At 28.1% G+C, this 23,058-nt stretch carries 13 protein-coding genes; 9 read left to right on the forward strand and 4 right to left on the reverse strand.

Going from position 1 to position 23,058, the window contains the following annotated elements:
* Positions 1 to 306: 306 nt before the first annotated feature.
* Positions 307 to 654, reverse strand: a complete 348-nt coding sequence (locus Q0T35_RS04380; protein WP_295841118.1) for a CD225/dispanin family protein — start codon at positions 652 to 654, stop codon at positions 307 to 309.
* Positions 655 to 1,221: 567 nt separating this feature from the next.
* Between Q0T35_RS04380 and Q0T35_RS04385 the strand changes: the two genes are divergently transcribed.
* The 9 genes from Q0T35_RS04385 (at position 1,222) to Q0T35_RS04425 (ending at position 11,351) form a co-directional block, all read left to right on the forward strand.
* Entirely contained in the window at positions 1,222 to 1,941 is a 720-nt protein-coding gene (locus Q0T35_RS04385) for a dihydroorotate oxidase (RefSeq protein ID WP_295841119.1), read from the forward strand.
* Between the two features lie 75 nt (positions 1,942 to 2,016).
* On the forward strand, positions 2,017 to 2,637 hold the full coding sequence (udk, locus tag Q0T35_RS04390) for a uridine kinase (RefSeq protein ID WP_293918883.1): 621 nt from the start codon (positions 2,017 to 2,019) through the stop codon (positions 2,635 to 2,637).
* 4 nt (positions 2,638 to 2,641) lie between these two features.
* Complete coding sequence (locus Q0T35_RS04395) at positions 2,642 to 2,995, forward strand: septum formation initiator family protein (RefSeq protein ID WP_295841120.1); 354 nt, start codon at positions 2,642 to 2,644, stop codon at positions 2,993 to 2,995.
* Positions 2,996 to 3,280: 285 nt separating this feature from the next.
* Complete coding sequence (locus Q0T35_RS04400) at positions 3,281 to 4,375, forward strand: AI-2E family transporter (RefSeq protein ID WP_293918885.1); 1,095 nt, start codon at positions 3,281 to 3,283, stop codon at positions 4,373 to 4,375.
* Positions 4,376 to 4,521: 146 nt separating this feature from the next.
* Positions 4,522 to 5,697, forward strand: a complete 1,176-nt coding sequence (locus Q0T35_RS04405) for a class I SAM-dependent methyltransferase (RefSeq protein ID WP_293918886.1) — start codon at positions 4,522 to 4,524, stop codon at positions 5,695 to 5,697.
* Positions 5,698 to 5,822: 125 nt separating this feature from the next.
* Positions 5,823 to 7,040 (forward strand): serine hydrolase domain-containing protein, encoded by a 1,218-nt coding sequence (locus Q0T35_RS04410; protein ID WP_295841122.1) that lies wholly within the window; start codon positions 5,823 to 5,825, stop codon positions 7,038 to 7,040.
* A 116-nt stretch (positions 7,041 to 7,156) separates the two neighbouring features.
* Positions 7,157 to 8,605 (forward strand): asparagine--tRNA ligase, encoded by a 1,449-nt coding sequence (gene asnS, locus Q0T35_RS04415; protein WP_295841124.1) that lies wholly within the window; start codon positions 7,157 to 7,159, stop codon positions 8,603 to 8,605.
* Positions 8,606 to 9,073: 468 nt separating this feature from the next.
* A complete protein-coding gene (gene rpoN / locus Q0T35_RS04420) occupies positions 9,074 to 10,543 on the forward strand; it encodes an RNA polymerase factor sigma-54 (RefSeq protein ID WP_293918889.1) in 1,470 nt (489 codons plus the stop codon).
* Between the two features lie 13 nt (positions 10,544 to 10,556).
* The gene (locus Q0T35_RS04425) at positions 10,557 to 11,351 is read left to right on the forward strand and encodes a thymidylate synthase (RefSeq protein ID WP_295841126.1); all 795 of its coding nucleotides are present in this window, start codon (positions 10,557 to 10,559) and stop codon (positions 11,349 to 11,351) included.
* 139 nt (positions 11,352 to 11,490) lie between these two features.
* Here the strand turns inward: Q0T35_RS04425 and Q0T35_RS04430 are convergent, their stop codons facing one another.
* From Q0T35_RS04430 to Q0T35_RS04440, 3 genes are all read right to left on the reverse strand, one after another.
* Positions 11,491 to 13,002 (reverse strand): YARHG domain-containing protein, encoded by a 1,512-nt coding sequence (locus Q0T35_RS04430; protein WP_295841127.1) that lies wholly within the window; start codon positions 13,000 to 13,002, stop codon positions 11,491 to 11,493.
* An 86-nt stretch (positions 13,003 to 13,088) separates the two neighbouring features.
* Entirely contained in the window at positions 13,089 to 14,483 is a 1,395-nt protein-coding gene (locus Q0T35_RS04435; protein WP_295841128.1) for a DHA2 family efflux MFS transporter permease subunit, read from the reverse strand.
* A gap of 210 nt (positions 14,484 to 14,693) precedes the next feature.
* Positions 14,694 to 23,057 (reverse strand): CARDB domain-containing protein, encoded by an 8,364-nt coding sequence (locus tag Q0T35_RS04440; RefSeq protein ID WP_295841129.1) that lies wholly within the window; start codon positions 23,055 to 23,057, stop codon positions 14,694 to 14,696.
* Position 23,058: the final 1 nt, after the last annotated feature.

Below are 23,058 nucleotides of genomic sequence, written 5' to 3' on the forward strand. Positions count from 1 at the left end.
AATATCTCCGAAGGTAACTCAACTCCAAGATATGTAGATCTACAACTAGAAAGTAATAAATTCTATGGATTACGAAATCTTAGCTTTGAGTTTTACCTTGATTATGAACTAAAAGAACATAAATTTGGAAATGATAATTTATTTTTTTCAGTAGCAGGTCTTACTTTATAAGATAATATTGAAATGCTAATAACAGCATTGTTAAAAATAAAATTGAATATTTATTAATTAGAATTTCTGTAAATACAATTCTATAAAATATTTCGTTAAACATACTAATTTTTTTATAACATTTTGTACCAGCAATTAGCGGCATGAACCTGTATTATATTCTTTTATCATATAAAAAATACCAGCTATTATAAAACCTAAGGACATTCCAAAAGCAACATTGGATAAATTTTTGGCATTTTTCGATTTAGATAAAGCAATAGAGTAGTTTCCTTGTACATATTCTCTAAATACTTGATTGGCATTTACAATAGCAATAATACCGCAAACGAGTCCTATAGTGTTGCAGGCAAAAACACTAAGAATTGTCGATATGACAGCATATATCCTATAATTTTTGGGTTGTACATTGTTTTGTTGTATATCGTTTTTTTTATTAGTATAAGCAGAATTTTCATAGATTTGGTTAGTTTGTTCTTCCATAAAATTTATTTTATTATTAATTATTTATATAAATTTAAAATTTTATTACATTTTATCTGACTTCAAATAATTTAAGTAAATTATTTATATATTTAAATTAAAAATGTAAAGAATCACTTATTCATAACATTATCTTTACTATTACAAAAGTATCGCAAATATTGTGTCTATACAAATATTATATTTTAATTAAATTTTATTATTAGAGAAAAAATTAAACTTCAAATTAACCCCAATTTAATTTATCCTATTTTCCGCCTTTCTTTCACATAAATTGATTTATCACATTCATCATTTTTTTCATACTAAACAATAATTACCTTTTTATTGTCATATTATATATTTAGATATTTGCAAAAAATAAATTAATGATATCTTTAGAAACTAAAACATTTTGTAATTGTTTAATGAATGCTTCCGGGGTTCAATGTATGAGTTTAGAAGAATTATCAATATGAAAAATTCATAATCAGAAGCATTGATAACTAAAAGTTGTTCAATATCTCCTTGAGAAGGTAACTCAACTCTAAGATATGTAGATTTATAAACAGAAAGTATAAATTTTCTATGGGATTGCCCAACCTTGACTTTGAGTTTTACCTTGATTATGCACTAAAAGAACATAAATCCGGAAATGATAATTTATTTTTTTCAGTAGCAGGTCTTACTTTAGAAGATAATATTGAAATGCTAACCCAAATTGAAAATTCAGATTTTCAAGGGTTAGTAGAATTAAATTTATCTTGTCCAAATATTCCAGGAAAACCCCAAACCGGATATGACTTTGATAGAACCGATGAAGTTTTAAAGCAAGTATTCTCTTTCTATACAAAACCTTTAGGAGTTAAATTACCTCCATATTTCGACATCGTTCATTTTGAAATGATGGCAAGTATTTTAAATAAATATCAGTTACGGTTCATTACCTGTATTAATAGTATTGGAAATGCACTATATGTTGAAGACGAATCAGTAGTAATCAAGCCTAAAGGTGGATTTGGGGGGATTGGAGGTGCTTATGTAAAACCTACTGCTTTAGCAAATGTTAGAATGTTTCATAAATTATTAAAAAAAGATATTTCAATAATAGGTTGTGGTGGGGTTGAATCCGGTAAAGATGTTTTTGAACATATTTTATGTGGTGCTTCAATGGTTCAAATAGGAACTCAATTGATGAAAAATGGTACTAAAGTATTTTCAAAAATACTTACTGAACTAAAAGAAATTATGAAAGATAAAAATTACACAACTATATTAGATTTTAAGGGAAAGCTAAAAGAGCTTTAATTTTTTTAATAGCTTATTTTGGTACATTATTTTCTAATTTAAAAATATAATTCAAAATATATACGTATAAGATAAATGTTAACTATTGGTATTGCAGGAGGAACTGGTTCCGGAAAAACTACAGTTGTAAATAATATTCTTAAACAGCTGGATTCTAATAATGTAAATGTATTAACTCAAGATAATTATTACCACTACAATCCAGAACTTTCATTTGATGAAAGAGAATTGTTAAACTATGATCATCCAAGATCCATTGATTTCGATTTGTTAATTGATCATGTAAAAAAATTAAAGACAGGTCAACCGGTTGAAGAACCTATTTATTCTTTTATAACTCATTCCAGAACTGAAGATATAACTATTATTCAGCCTAAAGAAATATTAATTGTAGAGGGTATTTTAGTATTGACTAATCCCGAACTTAGAAAACAATTTGATGTAAAAGTTTACGTTAATGTAGATTCAGATGAAAGACTTATTAGAAGGATTAGAAGAGATATACAGGAGAGAGGAAGAGATTTAGAGGAGGTTTTACAACGATATCAATCTACCTTAAAACCGATGCATGAGGAATTTATACAACCTTCTATGGCATATGCAGATATTATAATTCCTACTATGAAAAAAAACACCGTTGCTATTGATCTACTAAGTACAGTAATACAAAACACTTTGAAGAATCGTACAAATTAAAAAAATGGAAAAAAATAAAACTAAAGCCTCTGCTAAGAAATCTATTTTTGGTAAGCATTGGTATTCCAACATATATTTATACCTTTCATTAATTTTCATTGTATGGATGTTTTTTATTGATACTAATTCTTACTTAACTCATAAAGAGTTAAATAATGAAATATCTAAATTAAAGCATGAGAAAGACTATTATAAAAGTAAATTAGATTCTGAAAATATTCAATATGAAAATTTAAAATATAATAGAGAAGTTAGGGAAAAATATGCACGTGAAAAGTATTTTTTTAAAAAACTTAATGAAGACATTTTCATAATAATTACAAAAGATAATTCTATAAATTCTAAATCTAATCCTTAATTTTTTTTACTTATATTAATTGATGCTTTGTACATTTGACAAAATAATTTATTATTAGATACTCTCGAATTAAAAATTAATTAGAAAAGATATTGTAATTTGATAGCTTTGGGAAAAATAATAAAATTTTAGAGAAAAAATAATTATAATTAAATTTTTAAATTATATCTAATTAAAGCTTAATTTTATGATAATTAATAATTATTAAAAGCTATAAAATTAATAGCTATATAATAAAATGATAATTTTATTTAAATATCACATAAAATCAAATTATTGAAAAATATGAATTATAAAGATATTAGCAAAGGTATCATAAGTGCTGTATCAGTAATTTTTCTCACAGTTCTTTTATTTTTTCTATTGTGGAAAATACGTTTTGTATTAGCCTACATATTTGTAGCATTTGCCTTTTCATTAATGGGCAGGCCTTTAATGAATTTTCTGAGCGAAAAAATTAGAATTTCCAATACTATATCAGCTTTCATAACGCTGTCAATCATGGTTGGTATATTACTTACATTTCTAAGTTTTGTAATTCCTTTAGCTCTTGAACAAGCAGGGAACTTATCTCTTCTCGACATTAATAAATTACAAAATTCAATAACCGAGCAGGTTAAATTGATTGATGAAGCTTTAAAAAATAGACATATTTATTTATTTGAAGATAATTATGCGCAATTATTTGCTTCAAAATATAATTTTAAAATACATATGGATACTCTTCAAAGCGGATTTTCTTTATTAGCTGAATTGGGTATTTCTATATTTTCCGTTACTTTCATTACCTTTTTTTTCTTAAGAGAAAAAGACTTATTCAATCGTATGATTATTGGAGCTGTACCTACTAATAATATTAAAAAAGTTATTCAAGTACTTTCAAATATTAAAGACTTACTTACCCGGTATTTTCTTGGTATTTGTTTACAAATATGTTCTATGTTTTTATTGTATTTAGCTATTTTAGGTGGTTTCAAAATTAAAGATATGGTGATAATTGCTATGTTCTGTGCATTTTGTAATTTAATTCCTTATTTAGGACCTTTACTTGGCTTTTTTATAATAAATTTATTAAGTATGAGCAGCATGTTTTCTTTGGGAATGGATTTTAATTCACAAATTATACCAACTATATTTTGGATTAGTATTTTATACCTAATTGCTCAATTGATAGATAATGCTATTTTCCAGCCATTGATTTATGCAAAAAGTGTAAAATCTCATCCGTTGGAAATTTTTTTAGTTATGTTGATATCCGGAATTTTATTTGGAGCTATAGGAGTTACTTTTGCTATTCCAGGCTATACGGTTTTACGAGTAGTTTTGAAAAGCTTTTTTAATCGCTTTAAAATTGTTCAAGCTATTACCAAAAACTTATAATTGTTTTCAATTTATACTTTAAAATAAAATTGATATAATTAACTGGCTCAAGTAAAATTAAAAATTATAATAAATAATGCTATGCTTAACTATTGTATTTTAGCTATTAAAATTTTTTCTTTAATATAAAATTGTATTATATAATAGTGATTAATAAACAACTTATAAATGAAGAAGTACAAGAATATATAACCCAAAATTTATATTCTGATTTATCTAAATTAAGATTTAGAAAATCACCTTTTAATAACATCTCTTCCCTTGAATTAGTTCAACAAATTCAAGGAAAAAAAATTGCTCAAAAAAAATTACCTTTTCTCTATAATAACAATCGAATCATTTATCCTCCTCATCTAAATTTAGAACAAGCATCTTCTCAAAGCACAGCTTTGTATAAGAAAAAAATTATTACAGGTAAAAATGGAATCGATTTAACCGGAGGTACCGGAATCGACTGTTATTTCATCTCAGAGAATGCAACTAATTTTTTTTATGTTGAACCAAACTATGAATTATTGGAGATTGTAAAACACAATTTTTTTAGCTTGAAAAAAAGAGATATTCATTTTATTAATAAAACCGCTGAAGAATTTATATCTGAAAATACTCAATCATTTGATTTTATTTATTTAGATCCTTCACGTAGAGATGTAAATAAAAATAAAAAAATTGAAATTATGGACTTGTCACCAAACATTCTAGATTTACAAAATCAATTATTTAAATTTACATCGAAAATCTTTATTAAATTATCACCTCTTTTAGACTTGCAAAAAGTAATAGACCAATTGCCCATATCTAATATATATATTGTATCAGTTAAAAACGAAACCAAAGAATTAGTATTGGAATTAAGATCTGAAAAATTAGAATATTTGAATAATCCTTATATTCATTGCGTAAACCTAGAAACAAAACAACCCGATTTTCACTTTAACTGGCGAGATGAAAAACTCTCTGATACTCCCTCCTATTCACTTCCTAAATCGTATTTATATCAACCTAATTCATCTCTTTTAAAATCAGGAGCCTTCAAACTTATCGGCAATAAATTTAAACTTGAAAAATTGCATTCTAATACTCATATTTATACCTCTGAAAAAAAAATAGAAGATTTTCCAGGACGGATATTATCAATTATTGATAAAAATTTTAATCCTAAAAAGACAAATAATAAAAAATTTAATATAATTAGCAAAAATTATCCCATAAAGCCGGAAGAAATCAAAAAAAAATATAATCTTATTGAAGGTGGTGACATCTATCTAATATTCACACGTTCTCTAGAAGGAAATGTTTGCATTTTAGCCGAAAGTATTTAATTTCTCAAATTTGAGATATTTTATTTTTATAACAATTTATATTTATTTTAATAAATAATTAAGATTATAAAAATTAACTTGCACAATAGTTTTATAAGAAATAATATTAAAATATTCATGTAAAAATGTATAAAAAATTTATTTGCATTATATTATTATTATTTAGCCTTTTCAATTTTATTTTTATCAATTGTAAAAAAAATAATGTTGAAGTAAAAAAGGTTAAGCAAAATACTCCTTCCTTAATTCCCGGATATTATGATATAAATTTTAATAAAATTTTTACAAAAAAGGATAACCATTCAACTAATGATGATAGCATTATATATCAACTAAATAAATATTATACATATGTTTGGAAGACATATAACCTAAATGGCAGTATTTTAGTTGCTAGAGGTAATAATATATTGTTGGAAAAGTATAACGGATTCTCAAATTTTGAAAACAAAACATTAATTTCTTCTCAAACTCCTTTACATGTCGCTTCAGTAAGCAAAATTATAACTTCATTAGCTATTTTAAAATTAGTTGAAGCCAATAAGCTTAATTTAGATCAAAAAATAAAGACCATACTTACTAAATTTCCTTATCCGGATATAACTATACACGACTTATTGACTCATCGAAGCGGGCTTCCTGAATATACCCATTTGGTTGATGGTACTAAAACGTGGGATAAAAGAAATAAAATAACCAATGACGACATTCTATCCTTGTTTTCAACCTATGTTCCAACTCTACAATCAATAAGAGATACACATTTTTCTTATTCTAATACCAATTTTGCCCTATTAGCTTTAGTTGTAGAAAAAATAACTAAAATGTCATTCCCTGAAGCAATAAATATTATGATATTTAGGCCTTTAGGAATGAACAATTCATATATACTTCAAGAAAAAGATTTAAAAAAAGCTACCCTATCTTATTATCCGAACGGTAAACCTTATCAATTTAATCATCTTGATTTAGTCTATGGAGATAAAAATCTTTATACCACACCTAAAGATCTTTTCAGATTAAGCCAGGCAATGTTTGCTCCGAATTTTTTACGAAAAGATTTATTAGATAAAATGTATACTCCTTATAGCAATGAAATCCCCAATATTAAAAATTATGGTTTGGGCATGCGTTTAATGGTGTTTAACAACGGTAAAAAATTAATTTATCATACGGGATGGTGGCATGGTAGCAAAGCCATATTTATTCATTTATTGGATGAAAAAGTTACTATCATAGCCATAGGAAACAAATATTCTAATATGGTATTTTCCGCAATACGTTTAGCTCCTTTATTTGGTGATTATCCTCTACCGAATATAAATAAATATAAATATCCATAACTATAATTTATATTATTTAGAAAATTATAATTGAGTAAAAAGATTATATATATCAAATAGGACGATAAAATTACTAAGGAATTTATTTATATTTGCTTACGATAAAAAAATTTTAAATGAAGGATTACAGTATTAAAGAATTGTTAGCTAAAGGAAAAGATGCTTTACAGGAAGAAGTAATAGTAAGAGGTTGGGTGCGCTCATTTCGTTCCAATCAATTTATTGCGTTAAATGACGGTTCCGGACAAAATAATATTCAAATTATTATCAATTATAACAATTTCGATACAGAAACCTTAAAACAAATTACCACTGCATCTTCATTATACGTTGAAGGCATGGTAACGGAAAGTAAAGGAGCCGGTCAAGATATAGAAGTCGTTGCAAATGTTATAAAAGTATATGGATTTGCCAACCCCGAAGATGTACAAGAAACTATTTTACAGCCTAAAAAACATTCTTTGGAAAAATTAAGAGAACAGGCTCATCTTCGTTTTCGTACCAACACGTTTGCTGCAGTAATGAGAGTGAGAAATGCGTTAAGTTTTGCCATTCACCAATATTTTAATAAAAATGGATTTTGCTATATCAACACTCCGATAATTACAGGATCGGATGCAGAAGGTGCTGGGGAAATGTTTACCGTTACCAATTTGAATTTAGAAAATATACCTAAAGATACGGATGGAAAAACCGATTTTTCGCAGGATTTTTTTGGCAAAAAAACCAATTTAACGGTTTCTGGTCAGTTGGAAGCTGAAACTGCTGCTATGGGCTTAGGAAAAGTATATACATTTGGACCAACTTTTAGAGCTGAGAATTCAAATACGACCCGTCATTTAGCAGAATTTTGGATGGTAGAACCGGAAGTAGCCTTTTATGATTTAGATGACGATATGAATCTTGCTGAAGACTTCCTTAAGTATTGTATACAATATGCCGTTGATCATTGTAAAGAAGACTTAGATTTCTTAAATAAAAGATTTGAAGATGAACAAAAACAAAAGCCAAAAGAAGAAAAATCTGATCAGAATCTACTTGAGAAGCTAGATTTTGTTCTAAAAAATAAATTCATAAGACTTAGCTATACAGAAGCAATAGAAATCCTTAAAAATTCAAAACCTAACCAAAAGAAAAAATTTAAATATCTCATAGATGAATGGGGAGCTGATTTACAATCTGAACATGAACGATATTTAGTTGAAAAACATTTTAAAAGTCCGGTAGTTCTCTATGATTATCCCGCGAAAATAAAAGCTTTTTATATGCGATTAAATGATGATCATAAAACAGTTCGTGCCATGGATGTGTTATTCCCGGGAATCGGAGAAATTATTGGTGGATCCCAACGAGAAGAAAGAATTGAAGTTTTAAAGCAAAAAATGCAGGATATGAATATTGATGAAAAAGAATTATGGTGGTATTTAGATACTCGCAAATACGGTACCGTTCCACATTCCGGCTTTGGACTTGGTTTAGAACGTCTGGTTTTATTTGTAACAGGTATGGGAAATATTCGTGATGTAATACCTTTTCCGAGAACACCTAAAAATGCTGAATTTTAATAATATTATTATAAAATTAAAAAGATGTTTAATGAAAATTAAACATCTTTTTAATTTTATATAGATCAAACATATATTTTTTAAGTAATAAATTATATTATTAAGTTTAAATTACTAGTATTAACAAATACATATTATAAATCCTTAATAATCATACTTACATAATATCTTGATTGTTAAAATTAGCCCATTAATTTAGCTCAAAAAGATTCTAAAAAAAATGTTATTTTTATTATACCTTTACTATATAAATAGTTAAAAAAAAATCATAAAATATAACTAAAACAAAACATTACAAATAAGACTTATTTCCTTTTAATATAAATTATATCTTTTCTTCATTTATACAAAAAAAATTCATTACAAAAATTATGCCTTTATTTGTATCTTCAAATTTAAAAGTGTAAATTTGAAAATATAAACCTTATTTATACTTACTTAAATTACTTTATTTTAAAGAAACTATTTATGTTAAAACAGGATTTAAGATTAAAACAACTTCTAAAACTATCTCCTCAACAAATTCAACTAATGAAACTAGTTCAGCTACCCACTCTAGCCTTTGAAGAAGTAGTTAAGCAAGAAATTGAAGAAAATCCTGCCTTAGAAGATGATTCCCATGATGATTATTATGATTCAGCGGATTCTTTTGATTCTGAAAATGAATTTGATGATTCTGGAGATAATGAAATTATTGATGCTCCAGATATAAACATTGATGAATATCTCAGTGATGATGAAGTTCCCAGCTATCGTATGCAATCTAATAATTATAGTGATGATGATGAAGAAAAAGAATTACCGTATGCTCAATATGAATCATTTCAAGAACATATTAGTTCGCAATTACACACATTCAGACTAGCAGAAAATGAAGAAGAAATAGCCGACTTTATAGTTGGAAATTTAGATGATGATGGATACTTACGAAGAGATTTATCTTCAATTGTTGATGATTTGGCTTTTACTCAAGGAATCTATACTGATGTAAAAACAATTGAAAAGTTGCTAATCAATTATATCCAAAGATTGGATCCAACTGGAATTGGAGCAAGAGATTTACGTGAATGTTTACTACTTCAGCTCAGATCAAAAAATAATACAGAATCAACGGAACTTGCTTATAAAATAATCAATGAAATGTTCGACGCTTTTACAAAAAAGCATTATAATAAAATTCAGCAAAAATTTTCTATTTCAGAAGATAAACTTAAAAGTGCTATTAGTGAAATTGAACGCTTAAATCCTAAACCGGGGAAAGCCTTTACTAATAATTCGAAAAATACGGAGCAAATAATTCCTGATTTTACTATTAGAATTGTTAATGGAGAGTTGGAACTTACGCTTAATGGAAGAAATGCACCGGAATTAAAAATTTCCAGGGAATATTCTGAAATGTTAGATACCTATAAGAATACGGAAAATAAATCACGAGAACAAAAAGATGCGGTAATGTTTGTAAAACAGAAATTAGATTCCGCTAAATGGTTTATTGATGCGGTTAAGCAACGTCAGCAAACTTTATACATTACCATGAAATCCATTATGGATTATCAAGAAGATTATTTTTTGTCCGGTGATGAAGAACAAATTAAGCCGATGATTCTTAAAGATATTGCTGAAATAACTGGTTTGGATATTTCAACTATTTCTAGAGTAGCCAATAGTAAATATGTTAATACCCCTTATGGAACCTTATTAATTAAAGATTTATTTTCCGAAAGTCTTACCAATTCAGAGGGTGATGAAGTATCCACTCGGGAGATAAAAACTATATTACAAGAAGTTATTGAAAATGAGGACACTAAGAAACCCCTTACTGATGATAACTTGATGAAAATCCTTAATGATAAAGGATATAATATTGCGCGTAGAACCATTGCGAAATATAGGGATCAACTCAATATTCCTGTAGCCAGATTAAGGAAAAAAATATAAATATATACTATAAATGCAGGTTTATTTAGAATTATTACAGCATATTTTAGATAAGGGAACCTATAAGCAAGATAGAACCGGAACCGGAACTATCAGTACCTTCGGTTATCAATTGCGTTTCGATTTACAAAAAGGGTTTCCACTTTTAACAACTAAAAAATTACATTTACGTTCCATTATTTATGAATTACTTTGGTTTTTGAAAGGTGATACAAATATTAAATATTTGAATGATAACAAGGTTCGCATATGGAACGAATGGGCTGATAAAAACGGCGATTTAGGCCCTATTTATGGATATCAATGGAGAAGTTGGGGAGCTCCCGACGGCAAACATATTGATCAAATTTCTGAGATATTAGATCAAATTAAAAATAACCCAAATTCTCGTCGAATGCTTGTTTCTGCTTGGAATGTGGCAGACATCCCTCAAATGGCTCTTGCTCCTTGTCATGCTTTATTCCAATTTTATGTGGCAGATGAAAGACTATCTTTACAATTGTATCAAAGAAGCGCAGATGTTTTTTTAGGTGTACCGTTTAATATAGCATCTTATTCTTTACTCTTGTGTATGATGGCTCAAGTTTGTAATTTAAAAGTTGGAGAATTTATTCACACTTTCGGAGATGTCCATATATATAAAAATCATATAGATCAAGTGAAACTCCAATTAGCACGTAAACCGCATTCACTACCTACTTTACATCTTAATCCGCTAAGAAAGGATATTTTTAATTTTCAATATGAAGATTTTTCTATAGAAGGTTACAATCCAGATCCTCATATAAAAGCAGAAGTTGCCGTTTAATATTTTAATTTCATTTTAGAAATAATTAAAAACCCGATGGTTCATCTTGTAATAATAAATATTATTTATACAAATTTATTTTTAAATGTTAGATATAACTATAATAACTTATATCTAACATTTATTTTTAAGAAATTATTTAATTATTATATTTCAGTTCTATCTTATTTAACGAAGAATTTGTGCTATCTTTTTCATTATACATGACAGTATTTAATCTATTATCTATTTCACGATTTGTCACTAAAACTTTTATATCGGTTTTTTGTTTTATTCTTTCCACACCTTTTTCAAAGATATAACATTTTGTTTCTAAAATAACATCGTTAAAGTTATTATATGAATAATTACAATGAAGATCTTTATCTTTAATATATTCAGTTAACATATTATTTTTATCATATCTGAATTCAGTAACCATATGTTCTGATCCATCATCATCTTTAGAATACTCTTTTTTTATATTTCCCTGCTTATCATAGTCATAATACACAGTATTATTAAAATCATTATTTTGAAATATGTCTTTTTTAATTATATTTTCATTGCTATTATAATAAAAATATGTTTCTTCAGTTGTTTGATTTTTATAGTCGAGTTTCACGGATTTATAAGGTAACCCATTTTTATCATAATAATAAAAGGTATCATATATATCATCTATATGCTGGATTAAAAAATCATTATTGAAATAATTCACATAATTATCTTTTTTAGTTATGCAGTCTCGCTCAAATAAGGAAATTCCATTTTTATTAAATTCTATTAGTTTACATTTTTTCCCATCTAAACTATCTTTAACAAAATGCAATATACTTTTTAGAGCGTCTTTATCATATAGTGTATTACTTGCTGTCACCAGTGGTAGGATGTGACCGTATGATTTTATATTAATATCTTTATAAGTTAGTGCCCCTTTGAACAGATCAATCATTGCAACATTATCTGATTCCAAATCATTTAATTCTATATTTTTATTATCAATAATAGGTTCATACCATTCTTGGTTATAAAAATACTTTACTTCATCCTTATTTGAAAAATTATATCCGTATCTGGCATAAATTTCATTTTTCATTAATTCCAACTCCTTAGGTTTTTTATCTTTTAGATCATCAACTCCTAAACGTGTAAAAGCTGTTTGAGGATATTTACCGGGAAATTCTTTAGGTGTTAATATAACTTCATCATCATTTATGCGACAATTTCTAATATTGCCTTTACCATTACTACATACCATTAATTTAATATTCGTATTAAATTCATTATAAGCATTATCTTTTTCTTTCAAATATATAAATGAGGCCTTTAATTGGTCAGAAATTATATTCCCATCTTCAATTTTAATATTAGTGAATTTTTCAACTTTACGATGCAAGTCTCCCCCCTTTCTACTATTAAAATCAAGCTTAATAAATTCGCTTATTCCTTGAGCATAAGTTTTACCATCGAGGTTTAAAATTTTAATAAAATAATTTTTAGTATCGTTTTTAAAATGAAAAATAGTATTTATTTTTTTTACACTATCTCCCACTTTTTCATCTACAAATGATGGATCAATTCGTAACCCTCCCTTTGAATAAATTGTTTTTTTTTGTGCTGTAATTAAAAGGGGTATGCATAACACTATACTTAAAAATATATGTTTCATAAAAATAGTTTGTTTATACAAAAATAAACAAATTATAAACTTATTTTATTTTTAAATATCAATTATTGAATTAACTTTAAATGTATTTAACTAGGTTTTTTCATTCCTGACATTTCCTCACCATCTCCGGATTTTAGATATCTAAATGTAAATGAAGAAGCTACGGTTATTACTCCTAATATTAATAAGGTTGCTTTAAAGCTTGAACTGATATCCTCAAAAATATTAGATAAATTAAATCCTCGCAAGATTATTGAACTAAGGGATATCCCAAAACTTATAGAAAGTTGTTGCGTAACTGAAAGTATTGTATTTCCTCCACTTGCATTATGAGGCGTTAAATCTGCTAATGAAACACTATTCATAGATGTCATCTGAATAGAATTAAAAAAACCGTAAATTATAAGAATTGGAATAAAAAAAAGTAAAGATGTACTTTTTTCAGGCAAAGAAAACAAGGAAATAGAGATTCCTAAAATTATCGTATTTGAAATCAATAAATTTCTGTATCCAAATTTTTTAACAAAAGGTATTACCCATGATTTGGCTACAATTGTAGAAATTGCCGAAAATATTAATAACATTCCCGAAACTGTAGGTGATTTTGCGAAACCTACCTGCAACATCAATGGAAGCATTAATGGAACACCGCCAATACCTAAACGTGTAATTAGATTTCCTATAATGCCTATCCTTAGAGTTCTTATTTTAAATAAATTTAGGTCAATAATCGGATTATTAATTTTTTTTGAATAAATACTATAAATAAACAATAAAGATAAACCTAAAACTAATAAAATAAGAACATTTATTATACTAGTCATCCCCTCTCCCGCAAATTCTAAACTTAAAGAAACTAATACCAGTCCTAAACTGAATAAAAGAAATCCTATAAAATCAAATTTTCCGCTCTTTTTTTTATAATTGGGAACAGCTTTACAAGCTACGATTATACCAAAAATACCTATGGGAATATTGATCAAAAAAATCCAGTGCCAGCTCGCAATTTCTACTAACCAACCTCCTAATGTAGGGCCTATAACCGGTCCAATTAAGCCGGGAATAGTTATAAAATTAATAACTCTTAACAGCTGATATTTAGGATATGAATAGATCAAGGTTAATCTTGACACGGGAACCATCATTGCCCCTCCTACGGCTTGTATAATTCTCATAAAAACTAACATCTTTAATGACACTGATAGTACGCATAAAAATGAACCTGTAGTAAAAATTGCAACTGCGAGTATAAAAATATTTTTAGTCCCAAATTTATCTGACAACCAACCACTTAAAGGAATTAATAAGGCAAGAGTTAATACATAAGCTATTAAAACGGATTGCATATCAAGTGGTGATTTATGTAAATCATTGGCGATTGACGGCAAAGCGGTATTCAAAATAGTTGAATCGAGAAATTGCATAAATATGGCCATAGCCGCTACCCATGGTAACAATTTTGATATTTTCCCTTCTATCATCTTTAGATATAATAAATATTACTTTTAAATAAATTTAATTATTTAAAATACAAATTTTGTACTTGAATTTAAATCTATAAAATATTTATTTTAAGGATAAAGATGATTTTTTAAAGACAAAAAATTTTATTTATACTATAAATTAATTTAAAATATAATCATAAAAAAAGCCCTTTCTAAATTAGAAAGGGCTTTTTAAAATTAATTTATTTAATCAACTAATATTTTAATTTTAAATGATTTTTTTGAATTATGTAAGATTACATAGTAAATACCACTTTGAATAGGGCTTATATTCACTTCTTTGTGAAAATCATCAGTAACTTTTACTTTCTCTTCATTATAAATTATTTTTCCTGACTGATCATATATAGATAATGTATATATACCCTTGTTCCCTTTCATAAATAATTTGAAATTTCCCTTATTAGGTACAGGTGATATTCTCAAAACTTTAGATTGATCATTTTCAATATCATCTACGGCTAATGCATCATCTATTTTTACATTTATTGAAACAGATTTTTCACATAGCGTTGGTGTCTGATATTCTAATGTTATAATTTGGTCTCCTTTTTCAATCCATTGAATGCTAACTTCATTTGTATTGTTATTAACTATTATTCCTCCTGTAACTGACCATTTGTATTCATTCATACCCTTAGTTGCAACATACGTATTTGTAGAATTCACCAAAGATGATAAAGGACCTGAAATTTCTGATTGATAATAGTAAATTTCTCCTAATTGATTTGTTACTATACCATTTCCTTGTAATCCACTTATTTTTTTATGTAAATAACTTAGATCTATTCCTACTACAATATCTCCATTGTTTTTAAGACTTTCAACATTTGATATAGTAAATTCTCTATCGGAAATAGAACTAATTTTCAAATCATGAGTTGATAGTTTTACTCCTCCGGCCTTAACAATTAAAGCATCTGAAGTAAATTCCGACTTATCTATATCCTCTGTGAAAATTACATTTAAACTTTCGATTTCTGAACAAGATTGTGATTTTTTTGTTATCTCAATAAAGTTAGCTCCTAATTGTGTTCCATCAATATAGGTTTCTAATGTAACCGGATTACTAGCATTTTCTAGATAATCATAAACTATAGCCTTAAAAGTATTTTTACCTTTATAGTTTCCTATCGGTATTTCTATTACCCCATGAGCATCTTTATTTATTTTTTGTATTAAAGTTTCTCCCATAGGGGTGCTTACATAAATTGCTACAATTCTTTTATCCTCAATTGTTTCTAATAATAATTTAACATCATCACCGGAAGTTATATGGTCTGTAGATGATATTCCTCTATCAGGAGTAATATGCATATTAATAACTCCTAAAGGTTTATCGAAGTTTACTTGCCAATTTTTACTCGCAGTTCCATTTCCATAATTTCCATGTTCATCTATAAAATTGGATTGATCCACTATTAATTTATAGGATCCCTCTTGCTGAGTATAAATTCCTAAACCAGATATTAAATAATGTAAAGCGTCTTGTTTTAATACTTCAAATTCTACATTTTGTATTGTTGAGCCTTTATATAATTTAATCCATTCAGAGTTAAATTCTGTGGCTAAAGGTTTATTAACAGTTACAAGTACATCTGTTACATTTTGCGTATGAACGGATCCCTGATACTTAAGCTCAAATTGATCTATCTCAGGATTAATTTTATCTACCTTCCAAGTATATTTTTGAATAACTAATCCTTTCGATCCATCTTCTGATATCATGTCCGGTAAATTTATTGCTAATTCATAGCTTCCATTTTCCTTATTATATTCTTCCAATCCACTGATAGAATATTTTAATCCACCTGCCACATTCGTAATGGTAATATCCCTTACTTTTCCATTTAATGTAATTTTATCTTGAGTAAAATCTTTAGGCAATACTTTCTTATTGAATATAACTTCAATGCTATTTAATGGTTGACATTTATTTTGATCGGAAGTAATTTGCATAATTCCTAACTCATTAATAACCTGTGTCCATGAAACGGATTTTCCTTCATTTCCACTATTGCCATTAATATCTCTTATACCATCACATTGTACAGTTAACTCATAATATCCGGAAGATTGAGTTAAAGGTTTTAAATCCACTACATATACAGAGTCGTTAATAGCTCCAATCTTTACATTATTATTATTTAATGAAATTGTAGCTCCTTGATAAATCAATTTTAAATTCTTATAAGTAAATGTTTCTTTTTGAATAGATTTATTAAAATTGACTTGTACGTATTCTACCGGTTGAGTAGTTGTATTTTCCGGTACATTTGTAAATGATACTACTTTTGGTAAATTAGTCTCTATTGGACTATAATAAAGTGTATAACTAGAATTACCAGATACTTTATCCACAAAATGAAGTTTATTTTCATATTTAGGATCTTTACCGTCTCTTAGAGTTACAAATGTCTGCCAAAAGTTTTCAACAGGCATTTCTATTTTATCTGAATTACGTACGACTTTTACTAATTTATATAAATTTTTACCCGGATCATCTGTATTTCCGTAATTCCATCCCATGAATAATGGATTGAATGATAGTTGTGTAGTAAGTTGTTTAGGTGAAATATCATTACTAACAGTGATGGACGATGCTTGAGACACTTCTTCACTTTCCCCATTAGAATAATAAATCATATCCGGTGTATCATTTAAATCCGGAATATCATTAACTAAAAAGTCAGCAATATCATCATGTCCTTCACCGTAAGCTTTCACACTCTTAATCAATTCATGAATTTTATATTCTTTTATTAGACTAAGATCTTTGTTTCCATAACTATTTAAATGTTTTACCTTAATATCATATTTTACAAAATGACCTAATAAGGAGCTGGTAAACCACCATTGTCCAACCATTGATTTTTGCGGTGCAATATTTCCAAATTCTATATCTAATAAGCCTAATTGTTTAGGATTATTATTCATAGCACTTCCTATCATTTCAAAATCAATTAATAGTCCTTTTTTATTCTCAATAATTTCTGGCTGCATTGATTGTACTTTAACATTTTTAGCAATGCCATATCCTTCGTTTTTAATAAGTAAAGACATTTCAGCAGGCACCATAGGCTCTACCTTTTCTGTTAAAGGATCATCTCCGATAATGTCTCGTTGCATAAAGTAATGCAATACTAAATCGGGGCTCGGATTTACTTCTAAAGTTACCGGAAATAATTTTGCACTTACTTTTTCACCTATTTCAGGATCAAAATAAGAAAGAGTTCCACCAAATGAGTAGGATTTTGATAGGGTTGGAGCAGCATCTTTGGTAGGGATATAAATTACTGTTCCCACTCCGCTAGAATTAGGTTTTACTATTCCTACACCGCTTAAAAAGTCATCTTTATTGATCTGGAATAAATGAGTACTATCATTACCCTCTTCGTCTGTAATAACTAAATCTAAATTAATATCTTTTATTTCTTTAGAGGAGCTATTATTTATATCTAAAGTTCCTTCAAAAGCTTCCCTTGTCATTGTCATTTTTTGAGAAAAGCGTACGGAAACTGTGGCACAAACGGAAGAGCTTTTTTCATTCATTTCTTTTCGTTCCGCATATATAAATTCTAGGTCATCTTGATACATCTTTTCTGCAGATTGATAGCCTCTATCAGTGACATACTTATTAACATCCTCAATCTCTTTTTTGTAATGATTTAAACTATCCTTACTTATGATATTAGGAAACTCTTTATTAGGAGATAAAACTCCCATATTCCATGCCTCTACCGATGAATTCCATCTTTCAAAAAAATTATCTATGTAAGTCTCATTATATGCGGTGTTTTTTAAATTTTGTTTAATATTTATTCTTTCATTTAAACTAAATTTTTTATCATTATCCAAAAATTCTGCAACTTCATTTAGTAATAGATAAAAATCATCATTATCATCCCAATTTTCATCATTAAATATCATTGTATTTCTTTTATCCTGAGCTTTATCAGCTTTATCAATAGCAGTAAAATCATCTGCAATTAATAAAAATTTATTTAATTTATCTAAATCATCATCATAAGAACTTCTTTTTTGAGAATTTTTCTCTTTTAAATAGTCTATCAAACTACCAACACATGAATATATAGTAGTTGCTGTACTTATAACACAATTTGATGGCAATTTAATAAGTTTTTTAAGATAAGAATGTCCACATCCAACTACTGCACTAGCTAATTCTACATAATCACTTGTAGTCATAAGTGATATAGCACAAGTTCCTATCTCTTTCACAGTACTTGCCGCAGGATGACAAGTAAATATAGTATTAAGAATTCCTATTACACATGACCAATCACAAGCATCTGGTATATTTATTACTATAGGAGTGATACTACTTGGCGTATTGATATTCCCCTCGATTTGTTCTAACGAAGGTCTAATATTATGATCGTCAATATTTATAATTGGAGAATTAATATCATAATCACAATCTCCAACAACTATAAAATTTCCAGAAGCAGCAATCTCACCCAATGATGGACCACATGGAAAAAGGGCCATCACATCAAACAATGCAAAACAAGGAAAAATTGATCTCGATTCCGGAATTTTTTCAATTAAAACAGGAATAATAACTGAGGTTTTGGCCTGTATAACATCTAATCGATCAATTAATGGCGTAAATGAATACCCATTGATTTGCCTTATGGATATTTTAGCGTCTAAAGCATTAATTAATCCATGGTTAGTGATAGTTACATAACTTATCTTACTTTGTCCTATTTCCAAATCAATTACAGATTTATCTATATCAACAATGAGAACAGGTTTCGGAACATTAGTTTCAAATTTTACATCTAAATCAGTCTGATATTGATCTTCTATTTCTGTAGGTTTTACTACCCATTGGTACGAAACTGCCTGATATGCTAAAAACACAGTTTGTTTATTGTTTTTCCCGGGCTCTACTTCAAAATTATTTTGGTAAGAATCATGTTTATGAGCTGATACAGTAACTTTATACCATCCTTCTGGAATATTCTCCGCAGAAAACACTCCATTGTTATCCGTCTCACCTTCTGCAACCACTACACCTGTATAAGGATGTCTCACCACTACTTTAGCTCCTTGTACATGAGGTGCTTTTTCCGTATTATAGGTATATTCATCTACTACATCTATTTGTAGTGTTCCTTTATCTTCAGATACTGTTTCAATTTTAAATGGAATACTAACACCGGTTCCGTTAGATAAATTCACTGATAAATTACCTGTTAAAGGAACATTAATTTGCTGTTTTTCAGTAGGCTTTAATTCTAACACTACTGTTAAAGTATCAGTTGATCCTAATTGATCTATTTTTTGAGGAGATTTTAATTTTAACCATTCTAATTTCGGAATATCAATTTTTATATTTTTAGCATTCGTTGAACCTATATTTATAATCTTTAGTTCATATAACCTTGATTTGCCTTTTACCATGGTTGTGGCAATACTAACCGGATCTGCAATTAATTTTGCTTGTTCAGTATGGCAATAATACCAGGATGTAAATGGCGTTTTTACTCCTTCCTCAGAAATAAATTCTGCTTTTATTTCAGAATATTCTCGTATCGTTGAAGGGCCTTTAGGAATAATACTATATTTTATAGTTCCTTCCTGACCTGCTTTTAAATTTATCGACTGAGTCTTAACTGTAAAATCGGTTTCAGATGGTAATTTTATATTTACGTTAGTCAAATTGGTATGGGTATTGTTTTTCAACTTAAACTCACCTTGCCATTCAGTTCCTTCAGTAACTTCCCATTTTAAAAAGTCTAATGGCTTGTTGATCCATTCTACCCCAAGTAAATCAAATTCGTCTTGAGACTTAAATTTAGCACCCGGATATCCCGAAGAAATTTCATAATGACCGTTTTCTCCTTGAAGTGGAACAAAATCATATGCAAAATTTCCTAATGAATTAGTCGTTATTGCAAAAGTTCTAATAAAATTACCATTATTTATTATAATATCTACTGGCTTATTGGCTGCTAAACTTCCATTTAAGTGTTTAGCTAAACCTTCCATATGAATTACTTCACCCGGTTTATATACATTTTTATCTACTTTAATTTCTGCTGTATAACTTGGCAATAGTTCGATTTCTTTATGAAATTGATTATTTATATAACTCAATTCTTCTGTATTTTTATCAGAATTAAGAACTATAATTAAATTAAAGGTACCGGCTTTATATGGAAATTGTATTGAATGCTTGAAATCTAAACTTTTTCCCGGTTTAACTTCTTCATTAAGGGTAGTAACATCAAAAGGTTTTAAATTATTTATAGAAGTATTGGTTGATAAATAATATTCTATTTTCATTCCTTTAGGAAGTGTAGCAAATCCCTGATTTTTAAGTTGCGATACCACTTCCGTTAAAGCTCCTCCTTCTGTTTTTGAAGGTATTGTTATAGAAGTAATGATTGCATCCGGCTTATTTTGATCGGTAACTAATAGCCAGCCGAAACCGGAACTATATTTATCTGCTTCTGCTTGTATTCTTATAGTTTGATCTCCCTTTTTGTTAGGATCTATAATAGTGTTAAATTCGACTTCAATGGATTTCTGACCCGGGAAAATTTCAGCAGTTTTCGGAATGTCAACAATCGTTGGCGAATCGGTAGATAAATTAACAAGCAATGAATTATTTATATCTTCACTTCTTACCGTATTGCGAGAAATTACAATCTTTCCTGCTTTTTGTATTCCTGCTTTAACGGTAGAAGGGCTTGCTTTAACCAATAAAGCTAAACCGTCATTATCTAAGATCGTAACTTTAGATTGATATTCGGTATTTGCTATTCCACTTGACCCTCCACTACATCCACAATTAGGAAAAAGCAAAGAAGCCGTAATGGTAACTTCCCTAGTTCCCTCAACGATTGAGTTATCTACTGCTCCTATGAAAAATTTTTGTTGTGTTTGTCCCTCTACAAAAACTATTTTGGAAGGAAGTAATAATGCATCTGCTAAATCTGCTTTTAGTAAAAGTGTTACATTACTTTTAAAATTATCTAATCTACGGATTACGGCTGATGTAGCATAGCTCCCATCTCCTTCGGAAATAGTTGAAGGAGATATAGTAAATTCAAAAGTGGGAATATTGGCTTTATTTAGTTTTATATCAATATTTTCTTGTTTATAGCCAACAGCACGTGCAATGATTTTGGCATTGACTTCTATTTCAGGAATTTGTGAATTAATATATTCAGCTTCAAATGAAATGTGAGTTTTTCCTGCTTTTAAAACAATTTCTTCAGGAATTTTTAATCGTTTGGAATAATCGGTTTCTAAACTGATTTTTATATCTTGTGATGAGGCTTGAATTAAATCTATGTTAATCAAAGTTTTTTCGCCTGAATTTAATTGGTCTTTAGTAGCACTTATATTAAAATAGGGTATTTCGTCATCGATAATCGTTATTTCTACATAATTTTTGGGATACTCATTACCTGAAATTTCTATTTTAACTGCTCTATTTCCATCATATAAAGTGTTGTCTATAGCATTAGCATAAAAAGCCACGGAGGATTCTCCCTTTTTTATAATCGCATATGAGGGTAGATTTAACTGTCCGTCCAAAGAACTGTTAATTAAGAATTTTTGTTCGCTAGAGTTATCACCACTTCTGCTAAGTATAAATTTTATCTTTTCATTTGAATTTTCTTTAATTTCTTTTTTATCTGCTTCAATAAACAATTTTTTATTAACTACATAACTATGGGCTGAAAGAGATATATTATTATCTCTATCTGATTCGGGTTCTTTTACGGCAGGTTCCGGTATTACCTTCACTTCTAATTTACAAGATCCATCAAAACCTAATATTTTAGGCAATATAAATTCACCTTGTCTATTACTATTTTCCCCAACGTTTAGATTGTTTTCATAAAAAACATTACCTAACAAGTATTTTTGTCCGGTTTTTTCTGAAATTAGGCTTATTTGCTCTGTCCAACCTCCCGAAGCAATATTTTTTCCAATATTTTTTACCTTCCAACTAACTGTAATTTTTTCATTCGGAATTAATTCACTTGCTTGAGTTGAAACTTCCGATACTAGCAAATCGGGTGAAGAATCTTTATTTATAATCAGTTTTCCGCCCTTATGCCCTGAACCTATATCTTTAATATCGGTTGAACTAACAATTGCATTTTTTATATTAATATCATACCATTGTCCTTCCTTATAACTTACTGGTATTTCTATCGGAATTTCAACTAATGATCCATTATTCGCCTTAAATGTTTTATTTGAATAAGAAAAAATCATAAAATGATAGTTCCCCTCCTTATCAATATTAACAAAGAGAGCATGGTCATCACCTTTACGTTCTTGATTGAGAACGCTTTCTTTTTCATAAACAATTAACCCTTTAGGTAGAATTAAGGTAAATTCAACTCCTATTACCGGTTCTTTATTAGTAAGTTCAACTTTAATTTTGTTTTTTTCTCCTATTCCGGCTTTTAAATCAGGAATAGAGAGACTATTCTGCGCTTGTGTAATGTGAACGAAGAATATAAGAAAAAATATAACTAACGTCTTAATTCTCATA

It is taken from the genome of uncultured Apibacter sp., assembly GCF_946479295.1.
Classification (GTDB): domain Bacteria; phylum Bacteroidota; class Bacteroidia; order Flavobacteriales; family Weeksellaceae; genus Apibacter.